The sequence below is a fragment of the Rhizobium sp. TRM96647 genome, from assembly GCF_025780115.1.
Taxonomy (GTDB): Bacteria; Pseudomonadota; Alphaproteobacteria; order Rhizobiales; family Rhizobiaceae; genus Mycoplana.
The window spans coordinates 105,871-121,297 of record NZ_JAOXHF010000012.1; the positions used below are offsets into that span (position 1 = coordinate 105,871).

13 protein-coding genes are annotated in these 15,427 nt (G+C 67.3%); 1 reads left to right on the forward strand and 12 read right to left on the reverse strand.

Translation table 11 applies throughout. The features are described 5' to 3' along the window. A complete protein-coding gene (locus OCK02_RS20035) occupies window positions 1–963 on the forward strand; it encodes an NUDIX hydrolase (protein ID WP_263814633.1) in 963 nt (320 codons plus the stop codon). A 53-nt stretch (window positions 964–1,016) separates the two neighbouring features. On the opposite strand, the gene OCK02_RS20040 is transcribed toward OCK02_RS20035, so the two are convergent. The 12 genes from OCK02_RS20040 to recO all read right to left on the reverse strand — a co-directional run bounded on the left by OCK02_RS20040 (window position 1,017) and on the right by recO (window position 15,397). After that, window positions 1,017–3,167 carry a calcium-binding protein gene (locus OCK02_RS20040; RefSeq protein WP_263814561.1) on the reverse strand — a complete coding sequence of 717 codons (2,151 nt, stop codon included), beginning with the start codon at window positions 3,165–3,167 and terminating at the stop codon, window positions 1,017–1,019. Between the two features lie 248 nt (window positions 3,168–3,415). Beyond that, window positions 3,416–3,928, reverse strand: a complete 513-nt coding sequence (locus OCK02_RS20045) for a superoxide dismutase family protein (RefSeq protein ID WP_263814562.1) — start codon at window positions 3,926–3,928, stop codon at window positions 3,416–3,418. A 183-nt stretch (window positions 3,929–4,111) separates the two neighbouring features. Next, entirely contained in the window at window positions 4,112–5,017 is a 906-nt protein-coding gene (gene nadC, locus OCK02_RS20050; RefSeq protein ID WP_263814563.1) for a carboxylating nicotinate-nucleotide diphosphorylase, read from the reverse strand. A gap of 5 nt (window positions 5,018–5,022) precedes the next feature. Beyond that, window positions 5,023–5,382 (reverse strand): type II toxin-antitoxin system RelE/ParE family toxin, encoded by a 360-nt coding sequence (locus OCK02_RS20055; protein ID WP_263814564.1) that lies wholly within the window; start codon window positions 5,380–5,382, stop codon window positions 5,023–5,025. Continuing rightward, window positions 5,382–5,639 carry a type II toxin-antitoxin system ParD family antitoxin gene (locus tag OCK02_RS20060; RefSeq protein WP_263814565.1) on the reverse strand — a complete coding sequence of 86 codons (258 nt, stop codon included), beginning with the start codon at window positions 5,637–5,639 and terminating at the stop codon, window positions 5,382–5,384. Before OCK02_RS20060 ends, OCK02_RS20055 begins: the two co-directional genes overlap by 1 nt. A 92-nt stretch (window positions 5,640–5,731) precedes the next feature. Next, the gene (locus OCK02_RS20065) at window positions 5,732–7,330 is read right to left on the reverse strand and encodes an L-aspartate oxidase (protein ID WP_263814566.1); all 1,599 of its coding nucleotides are present in this window, start codon (window positions 7,328–7,330) and stop codon (window positions 5,732–5,734) included. Window positions 7,331–7,562: 232 nt separating this feature from the next. Continuing rightward, window positions 7,563–8,642 (reverse strand): quinolinate synthase NadA, encoded by a 1,080-nt coding sequence (gene nadA, locus OCK02_RS20070; RefSeq protein ID WP_263814567.1) that lies wholly within the window; start codon window positions 8,640–8,642, stop codon window positions 7,563–7,565. Between the two features lie 171 nt (window positions 8,643–8,813). Then, window positions 8,814–10,046: an MFS transporter gene (locus OCK02_RS20075; protein WP_263814568.1), complete on the reverse strand. Its 1,233-nt coding sequence runs from the start codon at window positions 10,044–10,046 to the stop codon at window positions 8,814–8,816. Window positions 10,047–10,165: 119 nt separating this feature from the next. Beyond that, entirely contained in the window at window positions 10,166–11,011 is an 846-nt protein-coding gene (locus OCK02_RS20080; protein ID WP_263814634.1) for an MOSC domain-containing protein, read from the reverse strand. A gap of 103 nt (window positions 11,012–11,114) precedes the next feature. Further along, window positions 11,115–14,033: a DUF2339 domain-containing protein gene (locus OCK02_RS20085; RefSeq protein WP_263814569.1), complete on the reverse strand. Its 2,919-nt coding sequence runs from the start codon at window positions 14,031–14,033 to the stop codon at window positions 11,115–11,117. A gap of 102 nt (window positions 14,034–14,135) precedes the next feature. Beyond that, window positions 14,136–14,645, reverse strand: a complete 510-nt coding sequence (locus tag OCK02_RS20090; RefSeq protein ID WP_230803393.1) for a PaaI family thioesterase — start codon at window positions 14,643–14,645, stop codon at window positions 14,136–14,138. Beyond that, window positions 14,642–15,397 (reverse strand): DNA repair protein RecO, encoded by a 756-nt coding sequence (recO, locus tag OCK02_RS20095; RefSeq protein WP_263814635.1) that lies wholly within the window; start codon window positions 15,395–15,397, stop codon window positions 14,642–14,644. Before recO ends, OCK02_RS20090 begins: the two co-directional genes overlap by 4 nt. Window positions 15,398–15,427 lie beyond the last annotated feature (30 nt).

The window sequence follows — 15,427 nt, forward strand, 5'->3', positions numbered from 1 at the left end:
ATCCCGGCCTCGCCTCCCGTCGAGATCGGCCTGAACGCGGCGGTGGTGGCGATCGACACGCGCGCGCCGGCGATCCTTGTGATCGCGGGCGAACAGGGCGCGCGCGACGCCCTGCCCTTCGGCCCATTCGAACCGACACGCCACCGCACCTTCGAGACCAGCCTTCGCGCCAGCGTGGAGGCGCAGACGGCGCTGAAGCTCGGCTATATCGAGCAACTCTACACCTTCGGCGACCGCGGCCGGCAGAAGGCGCCGGACGAGGCCGGCACGCACATGGTCTCCGTCGGCTACCTGGCGCTGACGCGCATGGACGCCGAAGCCACGGAGCGGCTGGAGGCGGCAGGCGCCCGCTGGCGCGACTGGTATGCCTTCCTGCCCTGGGAGGACTGGCGCTCCGGCCGGCCGGCGATCCTCGATCAGACGATCCTCCCGGCGCTGACCGCCTGGGCGGCGGAAAGCGCTGCCCATGACAGCAAGGCGCTGCCCGGCCGCAAGGCGCGCCTGCGGCTCGCCTTCGGGCTCGACGACTTCCCCTGGGACGAGGAACGGGTGCTGGAGCGCTACGAACTGCTCTACGAGGGCGGCCTTGCGGCGGAAGCGGTGACGGACGGCTGGGCGCCCCCCGGCAGGCCCGGCGTCGGCGTCGCCATGCGCCACGACCATCGCCGGATCCTTGCGACCGCGGTCGCGCGCCTGCGCGGCAAGATCAAGTACCGCCCGGTCGTCTTCGAACTGATGCCGGCGGAGTTCACCCTGACGGACCTGCAGGCGACCGTGGAGGCGATCTCCGGCCGCCACCTGCACAAGCAGAACTTCCGCCGCCTCGTCGAGGGCGCCGAACTGGTGGAGCCGACGGGCGCGACGAGTTCCGCCACCGGCGGCCGCCCCGCCGCCCTCTTCCGCTTCCGCAAGCAGATCCTGGAAGAACGCCCGGCGCCCGGGCTCAAGGTCGGCGGGCGATAGAGGGGCTAATTACCAGGCGCCGGTGCGTAGCGCGGCCCGGTGAGCGCCACCCCTCAGAGGATGAAGTCGCCCTTCGTAAGAGAACGAACCTCGTCGAGTTCGATCGCGAAATCCGACTTGCCGTCCCCGTCCACATCCGCACGGATATAGCTGCCGGACTTGCCCTTGTCGTAGCGCAGTTCGCCGGCCTGCTTAGAGAACGCATCCGTTCCGACGAACGTGAACGCCTGGTTGCCCTTTGTCTTGGTGCTGGCGTCGATGGCCGACAGGTCGATTCTGTCCGCGCCCCGGAAATCGAGGATCGTGTCCCGGCCGGATTTCCCAGGAGTCGTTTCCTCGATCGACCTGAAGACGAATACGTCTGCACCCGTGCCACCGCGGAGATCGTCGGCGCCGAGCCCGCCCGTCAGCCTATCATTGCCCTTGCCGCCATCCAGCCGGTCGTTTCCACTGCCTCCATCTAGCCTGTCGCTTCCGCCGCCTCCGTCAAGCCTGTCCTTGCCAGCACGCCCGTAGAGCGTGTCGTCACTGCCATGGCCGTGAAGCGCATCGGCGCCATCGGCTCCACGAAGATCATCCTCGCCTGCCGCCCCATAGATGACCTCGACGCTCTTCAGCGTAAGCCCTTCGGCGAGGCCGGCGTTCTTGCTCTGGTCGACTAGATCGATGGTGACCGAACCGGCAACGTCGCGGAAGAGATAAAAGTCCAGGATGTCCGTGTCTGGATCGACCGGTCCGATGGGATGCCCGTAATAATGATAGTAGAAACCGAAGGTGCCGAAACGCACCGTGTCGGTGCCGGCGCCGCCATCGAACACATCGGTGCCGGTCCAACTCCCGTCCCGGTAATGGAATTCCGTTCCTCGAACCAGGATGTCGTCTCCGGAATTGCCGAAGAGGTGATCGTCGCCGCGACCGTCTGCCAGCATGTCGTCGCCGCCAGCACCCTTCAGCGTATCGTTGCCGTCGTTGCCTTCAAGGAAATCGCGGCGCGCGCCGCCCGTCACCACGTCCTTTTCCGCACCGCCCCTCCAGGAGAGTTCCTCGAAGTTGGCAACGGTCGTGTCGGAATCTATGGAGCCGGCACCATCCGTGAAAACGAAAGTCGTGTCTCTTTTCGAGGCGAAATACAAGCGATCGATGTCCGCTCCCCCGTCGGCACTATCGCCACTGGTGGTGTATATGAAGTCGTTTCCGCTGTCGCCATACAGCAGGTCGGGCCCATCGCCCGATTCATCGTTGGTGATTGGTCTCCGGCCGCCATAGATTTCGTCGTCCCCGGCGCCGCCAAGGATCGTGTCGCCACCCGCGTGGCCGACAAGCAGATCCTCCCCGTCACCGCCTTCCAGCCTGTCGTCGCCTCCACCACCGAACAGACTGTCCGACAACGCACCGCCGATGAAGCTGTCATCGCCGGAACCGCCGACCACCTCGAGGCTTTCGATATTCGTCAATCGTATCAATGACGGGACACCAGAATCCGTTGCTGCAAGCGAGACGGCAACACCGGATTCGGCATGGAAAAAATCAAACGCGGCATGATCGAGCCCCGCTCCCCCATCAATGACATGGGCAGCATGACTGTACGAACTGAAGAAATTGTCGTCGCCCGCGCCGAGATCGACGCTGTATGCGACCGACTGGGACTCATTGACATCCCGGTAGGAGGCGTCTTCACCCATTGGATGCCGTGCGCCGAAACGGACGAAATCATCGCCGGAATTCATGACGATTACGCGATCGGCCGTGCCATCCACCTGCACATCCAGATGCTCGATGCCCCTGAAGGACGTGCCGTTTGCCAGCGTGGTCGTGGTCCACGGAGACAAGACCGTCAGGCTTTCCGCCAGGCTTATGAAGAGCGTATCGATACCGCCGGTGTCGACGATTCTGTCTTTGCCTCGGCCGGTATAGTAGGAGTAAGTGTCGTCACCGGCCCCGCCCCTGAGCGTATCGTCACCGATGCCGGCACCACCATCAAGGTAATCGTCGCCATTCCCGCCATTCAGGATGTCATTGCCGGCACCACCATTAAGGCGATCGCCGCCATTCCCACCGTTCAAGATGTCATCGCCGGCATCACCAAGAAGGCTATCGGCGCCGTCGCCGCCGTTCAGCACGTCATTTCCGCGACGACCATCGATCCTGTCGCTGCCCTTCGTCCCCGTCAGTGAATCTGCGCCGTTCGTACCCATGATCGCCATAGCCCCCATTCCCCCTGCAATTGCACGTTGCGCCGCCAACGCAACCTTTATGAGATTATCCGCGTTCGCCGTCAACGGCGGACAGAGCAGCCAAATTCAACTAGACAGCAACCATCGGCCCTGCCGATTGTGCGCAGCCTTCGAGGCTCAAAGTCGAGAAATTCGCTGCGCATCGCCACGCCCAAAATGGCACGGGCAGGAACCCGCCAGCGCCGATTTCCAGCGATGTCTCAGGGCGCGTTGAAAACCTACTGGATCACCGCGCAGGCCAGGCGGTCGCCGGCGCCGCCGGCGGGGGCGGTGCGGTAGTCGTCGAAGCCGGCATGGATGACGATGGCGCGGCCGCGGATGCCGTTGTCGCCTTCCTTCAGCGTCACCATGCCGTTGAAGACCTGCGCGCGCATGACGCCGTCGTCGCCGACATACTGGTTCGGCATGTCGCCGGCATGGGGGCCGTCGGCGGCGAGGAAGCCGTGTTCCTTTTCACCGGGATTGAAGTGCCCGCCGGCGGACTTGTGCGACGAGGTCGGGTCGCAGGCGCCGGTCTCATGAATATGCAGTGCCACCCACTTGCGCGGCGGCAGGCCGGTCAGCTCGATCTCGAACAGCACGCCGCCATTGCTCTCGGTCAGCGTGGCGCGGCCGCTTTCCGTCCCGCCGAGGCCGAGGAAGTTCGCCTGAGCGGTATTGCTGTCCTGGGCGGTGGCGGCGGTGGCGGCAAACAGTGCGGCGGCGAACGTTGCGGTGGCAAGTCGGGTCATGACGGTCCTTCCATCGAATGCATGTCGCGCAAGACCGTACCGTGGTCCTGCGACGACGGGGCAGAAACAACGTCCAAGGCACGGGCGCTGATCCGGACGATCGCGACGTGCTTCGGACATAGTGTCAGGATATCAACTCACCCGTCCGCCGCGTGTTCCGCATGGCGGGGCAGAAATTGCCGTTCAGCCGACCGCGATGTCGAGGCCGATGTCGAGTGTGGGAGCGGCCATGGTGATCTTCGAGGTCGAGATATAGTCGACGCCCGTCTCGGCGATCGCGCGGATCGTCTTGATGTTGACATTGCCGGATGCCTCGAGCTTCACCCGCCGCGGGTCGGCCGGGTAGGCCTCGTCGGACAGGCCGGCGCAGTCGCGGTTGATCTCGACGGCGCGGCGCAGGAGTTCCGGTCCCATATTGTCGAGCAGGATCACGTCGGGCGACGCTTCCAGCGCCTCCTCCAGTTCCTCCAGCGTCGCCACCTCGACCTCGACCCTGACCAGGTGGCCGGCAAAGGCGCGTGCTGCGTGCACCGCGCCGGCGACGCCGCCGGAGACGGCGATATGGTTGTCCTTGATCAGGATCGCGTCGTCCAGGCCGTAGCGGTGCGAGGAACCGCCGCCCATGCGCACGGCATATTTCTCCAGCGCCCGCAGGCCGGGGATGGTCTTGCGGGTGCAGCAGACCTTTGCCGCCGTGTGGGCGATCTCGTCGGCGAAGGTGGCGGTGTAGGTCGCGACCCCCGACAGATGCATGAGGAAATTGAGACCGACGCGCTCGGCCGACAGCATGGCCCGCGCCGGTCCGCTCACCCGCGCCAGCACCGTGCCGGGCACGACCCGGTCGCCGTCGGCAACGAAGGCCTCGAAGACGATCGCCGGATCCATCAGCCGGAAGGCGGTGGCGGCGAGCGCCATCCCGGCGATCACGCCGTCCTCGCGGACATTCAGTTCCGCGGTCGCAGAGAGTTCGGGCGCTATCGTCGCCTGGCTGGTGATGTCGCCGGCGCGCCCGAGATCCTCATTGAGCGCGGCCCGCACCTGGTCTTCGACGAGAAGCGGCGAGAGGACGGGAAGATGGGCCTTGGTCATGACGGTCATTCCTGCGTTTTGTCTCGCCGCTTGGCATCGGAAAGCCGCGTCTTCGGTTCCATCCGTTCATGGAGGATACGGAGCACGACCAGATCCCGGCTGCCGCGGGCGAGGTGATAATAGACGATGTGGGCGGCGGCATGCCGCGACGCTGCGGCCTGCGCAAGATGGAAGGATCGGACATCCGGGGCCAGTTCGCCGCGCGGGCGCGAGGCTGCTCGCAACGGGTTCTCGGCAAGCATATCAAGCCCTTTCTCGATGAGGGCGGCATATCGCATCGCCTGATCTGGTCCGAAGGCCGTGATGGTGTAGCGGGCTATCTCCACCAGGTCCCGCTCTGCCTCCTTCGTCAGCCGCCACGCCATCACTCACCATCAGCGATGGCGGAAAAGATATCGCGAACGGAGCGGTCTGAAAGCTCGCCGCGGCGCGACTGGGCCAAGCCCGTCTCCACGGCATTGCGCAGGACGGCGATCTTCACCGCCTCGCTGTCGCGGTCGTCGCGCATGATCCGCAGGGCTTCGCGCACGACCTCGCTGGCGGAGACATAGGAACCGCTCGCGACGGATTCCTCAATGAAATCCGAGAATTCCGGGGTCAGGCTCACATTCAGAGTCGGCATGGCTTCTGTCTCCTTGCCATCAATTCTACGCTTGCGCGAACCGTTGTCAATTTTTGACAATCCCTGATCCAAACACCCCGTCGTTGCGCACTTTACGCCGCTTTCGTCTCGGAGAGTTCGGCGACCAGACGGTCGGCGTCTTCGAGCGTCATGTAGGTGCGGTGCCGCCAGGTGGCGCGCTGTTCGGGGAAATCGGCACGGAAATGTCCGCCGCGGCTTTCCTCGCGCAGGTAGGCGCCGGCGGCGATCAGCTTGGCGGTGGTGACGATGTTGTGGAAGCGCATGCGGGTGTTCTCGCGCTCCAGCGTGGCGATCATGCCGATCGCCTCGGCCAGCCCTTCCCGGCTGCGGATCACGCCGGCATGGGCGCTCATCAGCCGGCGCAGCCGGGTCAGCGCCGGGCTGTCCTCCAGCGTCACCAGGTCGTCGCTCTCGCCGGCGTTCTGGCCCCAGTCACCGGTCTTGGGTTCGGGCAGCATGCCCTTGATGTTGTCGGCGATGCGGCCGGCGAAGACGACCGCCTCGAGCAGGGAGTTGGAGGCCAGGCGGTTGGCGCCGTGGACGCCGGTGGAGGTCACCTCGCCTGCCGCCCACAGCCCGTCGATCGAGGTGCGGCCCTCCGCGTCCGTGAGCACGCCGCCCATATGGTAGTGCACCGCCGGCACGACCGGGATCGGCTGCGTCACCGGATCGATGCCGGCGGCCATGCAGGAGGCATAGACGGTCGGAAACATCTCCGGGAAGTGCTTGCCCACCGCCCTGGTGCAATCAAGGAAGGCGCCGCGGCCGGCCTGGACCTCGGCGAAGACGCCGCGCGAGACGATGTCGCGGGGGGCGAGTTCACCGTCGGGATGGATATCGGGCATGAAGCGGTGGCCGGCCGCATTGACGAGATGGGCGCCGTCGCCGCGCAGCGCTTCGGTCGCCAGCGGCGCGGGATCGCGGCCGATGTCGATCGCGGTCGGATGGAACTGGACGAATTCCGGATCGGCAATGATGGCGCCGGCGCGGGCGGCCATGCCCATGCCCTGGCCGCAGGCCTCCCAGGGATTGGTGGTGACGGCATAGAGATGGCCGACGCCGCCCGAGCAGAGCACGACGGCACGCGCCGGGAAATGCACGCGCTTCTTTGACTGGCCGGCATCGGGACGGGCGACGACGCCGGTGACGAAGCGGCCCTCGCGCACCAGTTCCTCGACGACATAGCCTTCCAGCACGCGGATCGAGGGGGTGTTGCGGACGGCCGCGATCAGGGCCTCCATGATCGCCTTGCCGGCCATGTCGCCGCGAACGCGGACGATGCGGCGCTCGGAATGGGCGGCCTCGCGCGACAGCAGCAGCTTGCCTTCGAGATCGCGGTCGAAGGGGACGCCGTACTCCAGAAGGTCGGCGATACGGGCCGGGCCTTCGGCGACCATCGAGCGCGCCATCTTCTCGTCGACGATGCCGGCGCCGGCTTCCAGCGTATCGGCCACGTGCTTGTCGAAGGTGTCGCCGGGGCTCATCGCGGCGGCGATGCCGCCCTGCGCCCAGGCCGACGAGGCTCCCTGCCCGATCGGCGCCGCAGCCAGGATCGTCACCGGCCGCGGGCTGAGCTTCAGCGCGCAGAACAGGCCGGCGAGCCCGCCGCCGACGATGACGATATCATCGATCGCGTTCCAGGACTGGGGACGAAAACTCTCCGATGGCATGTCCTATTCCTCCTCCGCGCGCTCACGACCGCCCCTCACCTGCCTGCCGGCATCCTCTCCCCGCAGGCGGGGCGAGGAGCGATGGGCGCGCCGCCTTGCTCCTTCTCCCCGCCTGCGGGGAGAAGGTCCCGGCAGGGGGGATGAGGGGCCATGCCGGCCAAGGACAAGGATATGGCGGAACGGTCTGTTAAGCGGCCTCTCTCCAAACTGTTTGCGCGGGATGTCCCCCACGTCACTGCTTCAAATTCACCATCCGCTCGACGGCGAGGCGGGCGCGGGCGGCAATCGCCGGATCGACCAGGACCTCATCCGTCATGTTCACCAGGCTCTCCAGGATCTTCGGCAGCGTGATGCGCTTCATGTGCGGACAGAGATTGCACGGCTTGATGAAGTCGACACCCTCGACCTCGGCCTGGATATTGGAGGCCATCGAGCATTCGGTGACGAGGAGGACGCGCGGCGGGCGGTTGTCCTTGACGTAGTTGATCATGCCGGCGGTCGAGCCGGAGAAGTCGCAGACCGCGATCACGTCGGGGTGGCACTCCGGATGGCCGATGATCTCGATCGAAGGATCGGCCTCCTTGTAGGCCAGCAGTTCGGCCGCGGTGAAGCGCTCGTGCACCTCGCAGTGGCCCTTCCAGGTCAGGATCTTCTTGTTGGTCTGGCGGGCGACATTCATCGCTAGGTACTCGTCGGGGATGCACAGCACCGTGTCGCTCTCCAGGCTCTCGACGACAGCGAGCACGTTGGAGGAAGTGCAGCAGATGTCGGTCTCGGCCTTCACGTCGGCGGAGGTGTTGACATAGGTGATGACGGGGACGCCCGGATAGCGCTGCTTCAACAGGCGCACGTCGGCGCCGGTGATCGATTCCGACAGCGAGCAGCCGGCTTTCGCATCCGGAATGAGGACGGTCTTTTCCGGGTTCAGCAGCTTCGACGTCTCGGCCATGAAGTGGACGCCGCACTGGACGATGATCTCGGCATCGACCTTGGTCGCGTCGCGGGCAAGCTGCAGCGAATCGCCGACGATATCGGCGACGCAGTGGAAGATTTCCGGCGTCTGGTAGTTGTGGGCGAGGATGACCGCGCCGCGCTCCTTCTTCAGCCGGTTGATGGCATGGACGTAGGGCGCATAGACGGGCCACTCGATCGCCGGGATGAACTGCTTCACCCGCTCGTAGAGATGCTCCGTCTCCCGGGCCACGGCGGGCGTGAAGGCGAGATCGGGCATGTCGACGACGCCGAAGCGCTCGGCGGCCGAAAGCGGCGCGGCTTCCCGTGCGGCACTCGAACCGGTGGCAAGCTGGGTCATGAACCCCTCCCTTGACTGTCCGCCCATCGGCGGCGCCCTTATTTGCTCACATTGAGCATAACTGGAGTCAAATAAAACCGGCAAGGCCGGCCCGGGTGATTTAGAAAGTTTTGTGACAGTTTGCAAGGAGCCGGCGCGGACATTTTTGCCCGCGCCGTGCAGTATGCGTCGTCAGGCCGCGGCCGGACGGGCGACCGCCTGCTCGCGGATCGGCCAGTGGACGACGGCCGCGAAGATGCCGAGGGCTGCGCCGAACCACCAGACCGGATCGTAGGTGCCGAAGCGGTCGTAGAGATAGCCGCCCATCCAGACCCCCAGGAACGAGCCCACCTGGTGGGACAGGAACACGACGCCGCCGAGCAGGCCGAGATGGCGCGTGCCGAACATGATCACCACCAGCGCATTCGTCGGCGGCACGGTCGAAAGCCAAAGGAGTCCCATGACGATGGCGAAGATGATCACCGACAGAGGCGACTGCGGCAGAAGCAGGAAGGCGGCGACCGCCACGGAGCGGGCGAGATAGATGTATGCCAGGAAATAGGGCTTGGAATAGCGCTGGCTGATGACGCCGGAGGCGAGCGAGCCGATGATGTTGAAGAAGCCGATCAGCGCCAGCGCGATGACTGCATAGCGCGCGTCGATGCCGATATCGCCGATATAGGCGGGGAAATGGGCGGTGATGAAGGCGACCTGGTAGCCGCAAACGAAGAAGCCGGCGACGAGCAGGAGATAGCTCCTGTGTCCAAAGGCTTCCGAAAGCGCCTGGCCGACGGTCTGCTTGAATTCCGCCTCCCGCTGGATGCCCGATGCGGAATTGCCGCGCAGGGGGATCGCAAACAGCGGCACGAGCAGCATCAGCGCGCCGAGCACGACAAGGCTGTCCGACCAGCCGAGCGCCGAGATCAGCCCCTGGCTCAGCGGCGCGAACAGGAACATGCCGGCGGAGCCTGCCGCCGTGCCGAGGCCGAAGGCCATGGAGCGCTGCTGCGGCGTGACGTTGCGGGCGAAGGCGGAAAGGACGATGCCGAAGGAGCCGGAGCCGACGCCGAGGCCGACCAGCACGCCGCCGCCGACATGCAGCGTCCAGGGCGCGCCGCCGAGCGACATCAGAAAGAGGCCGCAGGCATAGATGACGCCGGACATGGCGAGCACCCGCCAGGTGCCGTACTTGTCGGCGATGGCGCCGAAGATCGGCTGGCTGAGCCCCCAGCAGAGGTTCTGCATCGCCATGGCGAGGCCGAAGGTGGTGCGGTCCCAGCCGGTATCCTGCAGCATCGGCAACTGGAAGAAGCCCATGGCCGAGCGCGGCCCGAAGGTCAGCATGGCGACGATCGACCCCGCCGCGATGATCATCCAGGGCATGTGGGCGCGGCCTGCGGCTAGGGTCGAGGTGGGGGCGGACATCTGCTCTGCTCCGGTTTGTCAGCCGCGAAGATAGCCGCGCCGACCCATGTCAGAAAGTGAATTAATTTGCGGCGATCCATCAGCAGCCTTGATGGATGCCGGGACGCCGGCGACCCGCCTCAGGCGCGCACCTTCATCGGCCAGCGATCGGCCCGCTCACGCAGGACCCTGGCGGCATCACCGAGGCGCAATTCGCCCTCGCCGCGCGGCACGGCGTTCCAGCCGAACAGGACGCCGGCGACGCTGCGATCGGCGGACATGCGCTTTTCGGCGAGCCCCTGGATCGGGTTGCCGCCGATGCGCTCGCCGGTGATCTGGTCCTGCGTGGTCATGATGCAGCGGGCGCAGGGCTTGACCAGATCGAAGACGATGCCGCCGATCTCGACCGCTTCCCACAGGTCCTCGTCCCAGGCGCCGTCGTGCTCGACCAGGATATTGGTGCGGAAGCGGTCCATGCCGACCGGCTCCTGGCCCTTCTCGGCCAGCGTCCGGTTCAAGTCGGCAAGCGAACCGGTGGTGGTGATCAACACCGGAAAGCCGTCGGCAAAGCCGACCGGCACCGGATTGCCAGCCCATTTCTCGCCGACGTGGCGGCTCGCCTGCCCGTCCATGTGGACCAGCCGCACCTCGCGCCCGAGCCAGTCCGACAGCGTCGCATTCGCCGCCTCGTCGGCAACGGCTGCGTCGACGGCGCTGTCCCAGACCGTGACCGGAAGGCGGCGGCCGGCGTCGAAGGCGGGGACGAGTTCGCGGCCGTTCATGGCAAGGCGAACGGTGCCATCCATCGGATGGGCTTCGACCTGGGCCAGCGCCTGCAATTCGCGCTGGGTGATGAAGCGCCCGTCCGGCTCGGTCACCATGAAGCGGCGGTCGCCGGCGAAACCGTCTAGGCCGACCGACGCCGCCTGCAGCGGGATGGCGCGGCCGCTCTTCAGCGGATGAATGTTCAAGCCGGCGACCGTCATGTCTTCCGCCTTCGCGTTCCGGGTCGCCATGTGCTGATCCTCGTGTGTCGTTGCGCAACATGCTCTAGCCGATTTCGGCGCCGGCCGGAACAGGGCGCGTGTGCTACTGCGGGGGCGGCGCCGGCTGGCGCGATGTCCCGTTGCCCGTGCCTGTCGACAGGATCCGCTGGTAGAACAGGCCGATGCCGATCAGGACGGCGCCGAGGCCGATGAAGGAGAGCGCGCGCAGGATGCCCTGCAGGTTGGACATATCGACCAGGAACACCTTGACCACGGCGATCAGCACCAGCGCCGCCGAGGCCAGGCGCAAGCTCCTGGCCGCAAAGCGCGAACCGAGCGCCAGCAACGCCACGCCAAGCAGCAGCCAGACGACCGAGTAGGTATAGGTCTCGCCCTCGAGAAAGCCCTTCCAGCTGGCGATGCCTTCCCCGTGCCAGTAGCGGCGGACCGACAGCGTCACCCAGGCGAAGACGAGCAGGGCGCCGGTCAGCGCCAGCAGCGTCACATAGGCTGCCGGGCGCCTGCCGCGCGCATACCAGGCAAGGCCGGCAAAGGCGAGACCGGGCAGCAGGTAGCCGATGAGGAGCAGGTTGAAGAACGGCCAGCGGCCGGTCAGTTCGCCGCTGAAATAGGGATTGAGCGCGAAGAAGTGCGCCGACAGGATCGACAGCATCGACAGCACGCCTATGACCATCGACCCGTAGCGGAAGACCGGGCTCGGCTGCTTCAGGTCGAAGGTCATCAGGACGGCGGAGGCGCCGGCGGCGAGAAGCGTATAGATCGCCTGCTCGCCGAGCGTCGGGGCCGCGCTGTCGAGCACGCCGCCGTTCATGGCGTGGCGGACGAGGATGGCGACGGCCAGCAGGACGAACAGGCAGGCCAGCGCCTGCAGCAGGTTTCGCACCCGCTCGCCGGGCCAGCGACGAAGCTGCCAGGCCGCCCCAGCAAGCAGCAGCGCCGGAACGCCGTAGCCGGGCAGCAACTGGTTGAAGACCGGCGTCTTCGACAGGTTCGCAGCGCCGACGATCGTCGGCTCCCAGCCGATGCGGACGGCGACGACAAGGGCGGCACCCGCCATCATCCAGGGCAGAACCGCCCACGGCCGCACCCGCGTCGCAAGCACCATGGCGAAGCCGAGGAAGGCGACGAGCAGCGTCGTCGCCAGCCCGTCCGTCCATGCAAAGAGCGCGAGCACGAGAAAGGCGAAGCCGCCCGCCACGAGCGTCCATTGCGGTACCGGTGCGCGGCCTTCCGGAACGCTCCGGGAATGGACCTCCGCCCCGCCCAGATAGGCGAGCCCCAGCACCAGCGCGAACAGGCCGTGCCGCAGGTCGAAGGTGAGGTTGCCGAAGGCGAGGAAACTGACCGTGGCAATCGCGGCCGGGAAGACAGCCATCAGCACGCCGCCGAGCGACGCATGGGCGGGCGCCCTGTCCTTCCACAGCCAGATCGCGCCGCCGCCGGCCACAGACAGGCCCGCGGCCAGAAGCAGGATCAGGTCGACCGGGCCGGCGCCTGCGGCGACCGGCACCGCGGTATCGAAATCCGGCTGCCCGGGCAGCGCGACCAGCGCCCCGAGCGCCAGCCGGCCGGAGATCCCCGCCAGCACCATCGTTCCGGCCAGGGCGCAGAGATTGCCGAGGACGGCGGGATAGAGCGCCCACGACCGCCCTGCCCCGAGGGCGGCCAGCGCCAGGACCAGGGCCACGAAGGCCGCCGCAGCGGAGAGCGGCAAAGGGTGCAGGAAGGCGAGCACGATGGCCGGGACGGACACGGCCAGCGCTGCACTGAGGGAGACGGACAGGAAGGCGGGCGCCAGCACCCGCCGCCAGCGGGATACGGCACTGCTGCTCCCGGCGCCGGGCGCGGCGGTTGCGGGGATCCCGTCTGCGACGGCGGCGGCGGTGTGCCCGGCTTCCCCGTCCGGCACCGCGGTCTCACTGCCCGCGCCGGCGGCGCGGTCTGTCGCCGCGGCGACATCAGTGCCGCCGCCCGGCCAGAGCAGTGCTGCACCGGCCAGCATGACGAGGAGCGCCAGCGTCACCGGAAGCGTCTCGATGGGCTCGGCCGCGGCGAGGTAGATCAGCGCCCACAGGCCGATGGCGACGTTGGCGAGCGCCGGCACGGCCCGCCAGCGGCGCAGGCGCGAGGCTGCCGCCGTCGCAAGCCAGGCGATCGAAAGATAGGCGAACAGGCGCCAGGGATCGGGTTCGGCGGTGGAGACGAGAAGCGGCGTCGCCATCGAGCCGAGCAGGCCGAGGCCGGCGAGCGCCTGCCCGTGCAGCAGCGACAGCGCGATCGTCGCCAGCGCGATGGCCGCCAGCGTCAGGAATGACAGGGGCGCGCCGATAAAGCCGTAGAAGCCGTGGGCGGCATAGGTGACGCCGAACAGCGTCAGCGCGCCGGCCGCGGTCAGCACGCCGGGGATCATCGCGTTGCCGAAGGGGACGGCTTGCGCCGGCTGCCCGCGCCTGCGGATGACCTCGCCGGCCGCCACGAGCACGAGGCCGAACAGGGCCGCCAGCGCCAGCCGGACGGCCGGGCTCAGGACGCCGCTTTCGACCGCATACTTGACCATGAAGACGCCGCCGAGCGCGAGCGCCAGCCCACCGACCCAGACCGCCCAGCGCGCGCCGATCCGGCTTTCCAGGCTCTCACGCTCCGGCGGGGTTGCAGTGGCGGCGAGCGCTTCGGCACCGGCAGCGGCAGCTTCGGGCGTCGTCGTCTCCGTAGCGCTCCCGGCCTCGCCCGCCGTTGCACGCCCGCGCAACCACGGGCTTGGGAACGGCGGCTCGGCGGTCGCCTCATCCACGTCGCCCGGGCTCGCTTCCGCGACCGCCGACGCGACCGCCTCGCCGCCCTCGGCGGGACGCGCGGCGGACACGGGGCCGCCGGCCCTGATCGTGTCGAGTTCCTGGCGAAGTTTGCGAATCTCTTCAGTGAGTTTCGCCGTGTTCTTGCCATTCCTGTTCATCGCGGCGATCGCGAGTACGATGGCGACCAGAGCCAGTATTTCCGCCATATCTCTCCGCCTGATCCTTCCGCCAGCGCTTGCCTGTCGCCCTGCCCCGGACGATCCGGCACAACCCTAACCCGCATGCCGGCTTTTTAAAATGGATTGCGATCAGCGCATGAGATTGGCGATCGGGAAGATCGCGCAGGTCTCGGTGCCGTGGGCGAGCAGCTTGCCGGCGCCGTCGCGCAGCCAGGCCTCGGAGGTGGCGATGGTGCGGCCGCGATGCACCAGCCGGCCCTCGCACGTCACCTCGCCCATTCCCGGCAGCACCGGGCGCACGAGGTTCACCTTGAACTCGACCGTCGTATAGGCCTCGCCCGGACTGATCGCCGAGAACACGGCGCAGCCGAGCGCCGAATCCATGATCGTCGCCGTCCAGCCGCCATGGACGGTGCCGAGCGGGTTGAGGTGGGTTTCGTCCGGCAGGCCCTTGAAGACCACCCTGCCCTCCTCGACCTCGGTCATGCCGAACTTCAGCGTCTGCGCCATCGGCGGCGCCGGAAGCAGCCCCTCAAGCATCGCCTGCATCACCTTCAGCCCGCCGTCGCGCGCGACCACGTCGAGCGGCAGCGTGCCTATGCCCGAGACGGCAAGGCCCGGATAGAGTTCGACATTCATGAAACGGTCTCCGGTGGATTGGCGGCGGCAAGCGCCTTGAGCGTCGCCTGGACGAAGCCGTCGCGGGCGCTCGAAAGCGCAAGCCCACGCGGCTCGCAGACGTGCCGGTTGAGAAAATAGGCGGTCAGCCGGAAGCCGTCGGAGAGCGCCTGACCGTCGGCGGCGCTGCTGCCACCCGCGCCGAGGAAGACCGGCAGCGCCAGCATCCGGTCGGCCCAGGGGGCGCCGGCGGTACGGCAGACGGCCCGGCCCGATTTCGGCGAGACGAAGACGAGGTCGTCCGCCTCGCCGGTCGCAGCACAGCGGGCGAGATCGAGACCGAAGCCGAGATCCTCCAGCACCGCCAGCTCGAAGCGGACGAAAAGTTCGCCGGCATCGGCGGGATCTTCGAGGTGCTCCAGGATCACGCCTAACATTTCAAAGAGGTGCGGATGCGGATCGCGCTCAGGCAGGAAGCGCAGGAGTGCCGCCATCGCCTGCACGCCATAGACGGCGATCGCCGCCTCCATCAGCCTGCCCGCCCGCAGTTCCAGCGGCTCGACGCGATACTCGCCGATGTGCTCGTCGAGGCGGGCGCGCCAGGTCGCCTCCACCGTGTTGCCGGGTTGGAGCACCGGCTGCATGGTGCGCGAGCGCCCGGAGCGGATCACGCCGAGATGGCGGCCATGGCTGCGCGTCATCATCTCCGCGATGACGGATGTCTCGCCATGGCGGCGCACGCCGAGCACGATTGCCTCATCGGTCCACTGCATGGGCAAAGCCTTACCCCCGGCGGGGCGGTT

What these genes read in the sequence shown, in the direction of transcription:
- OCK02_RS20040 (WP_263814561.1), bottom strand. Translation starts at nt 3,167, where the DNA reads ATGGCGATCATGGGTACGAACGGCGCAGATTCACTGACGGGGACGAAG.
- OCK02_RS20045 (WP_263814562.1), bottom strand. Translation starts at nt 3,928, where the DNA reads ATGACCCGACTTGCCACCGCAACGTTCGCCGCCGCACTGTTTGCCGCC.
- nadC (WP_263814563.1), bottom strand. Translation starts at nt 5,017, where the DNA reads ATGACCAAGGCCCATCTTCCCGTCCTCTCGCCGCTTCTCGTCGAAGAC.
- OCK02_RS20055 (WP_263814564.1), bottom strand. Translation starts at nt 5,382, where the DNA reads ATGGCGTGGCGGCTGACGAAGGAGGCAGAGCGGGACCTGGTGGAGATA.
- OCK02_RS20060 (WP_263814565.1), bottom strand. Translation starts at nt 5,639, where the DNA reads ATGCCGACTCTGAATGTGAGCCTGACCCCGGAATTCTCGGATTTCATT.
- OCK02_RS20065 (WP_263814566.1), bottom strand. Translation starts at nt 7,330, where the DNA reads ATGCCATCGGAGAGTTTTCGTCCCCAGTCCTGGAACGCGATCGATGAT.
- nadA (WP_263814567.1), bottom strand. Translation starts at nt 8,642, where the DNA reads ATGACCCAGCTTGCCACCGGTTCGAGTGCCGCACGGGAAGCCGCGCCG.
- OCK02_RS20075 (WP_263814568.1), bottom strand. Translation starts at nt 10,046, where the DNA reads ATGTCCGCCCCCACCTCGACCCTAGCCGCAGGCCGCGCCCACATGCCC.
- OCK02_RS20080 (WP_263814634.1), bottom strand. Translation starts at nt 11,011, where the DNA reads ATGACGGTCGCCGGCTTGAACATTCATCCGCTGAAGAGCGGCCGCGCC.
- OCK02_RS20085 (WP_263814569.1), bottom strand. Translation starts at nt 14,033, where the DNA reads ATGGCGGAAATACTGGCTCTGGTCGCCATCGTACTCGCGATCGCCGCG.
- OCK02_RS20090 (WP_230803393.1), bottom strand. Translation starts at nt 14,645, where the DNA reads ATGAATGTCGAACTCTATCCGGGCCTTGCCGTCTCGGGCATAGGCACG.
- recO (WP_263814635.1), bottom strand. Translation starts at nt 15,397, where the DNA reads ATGCAGTGGACCGATGAGGCAATCGTGCTCGGCGTGCGCCGCCATGGC.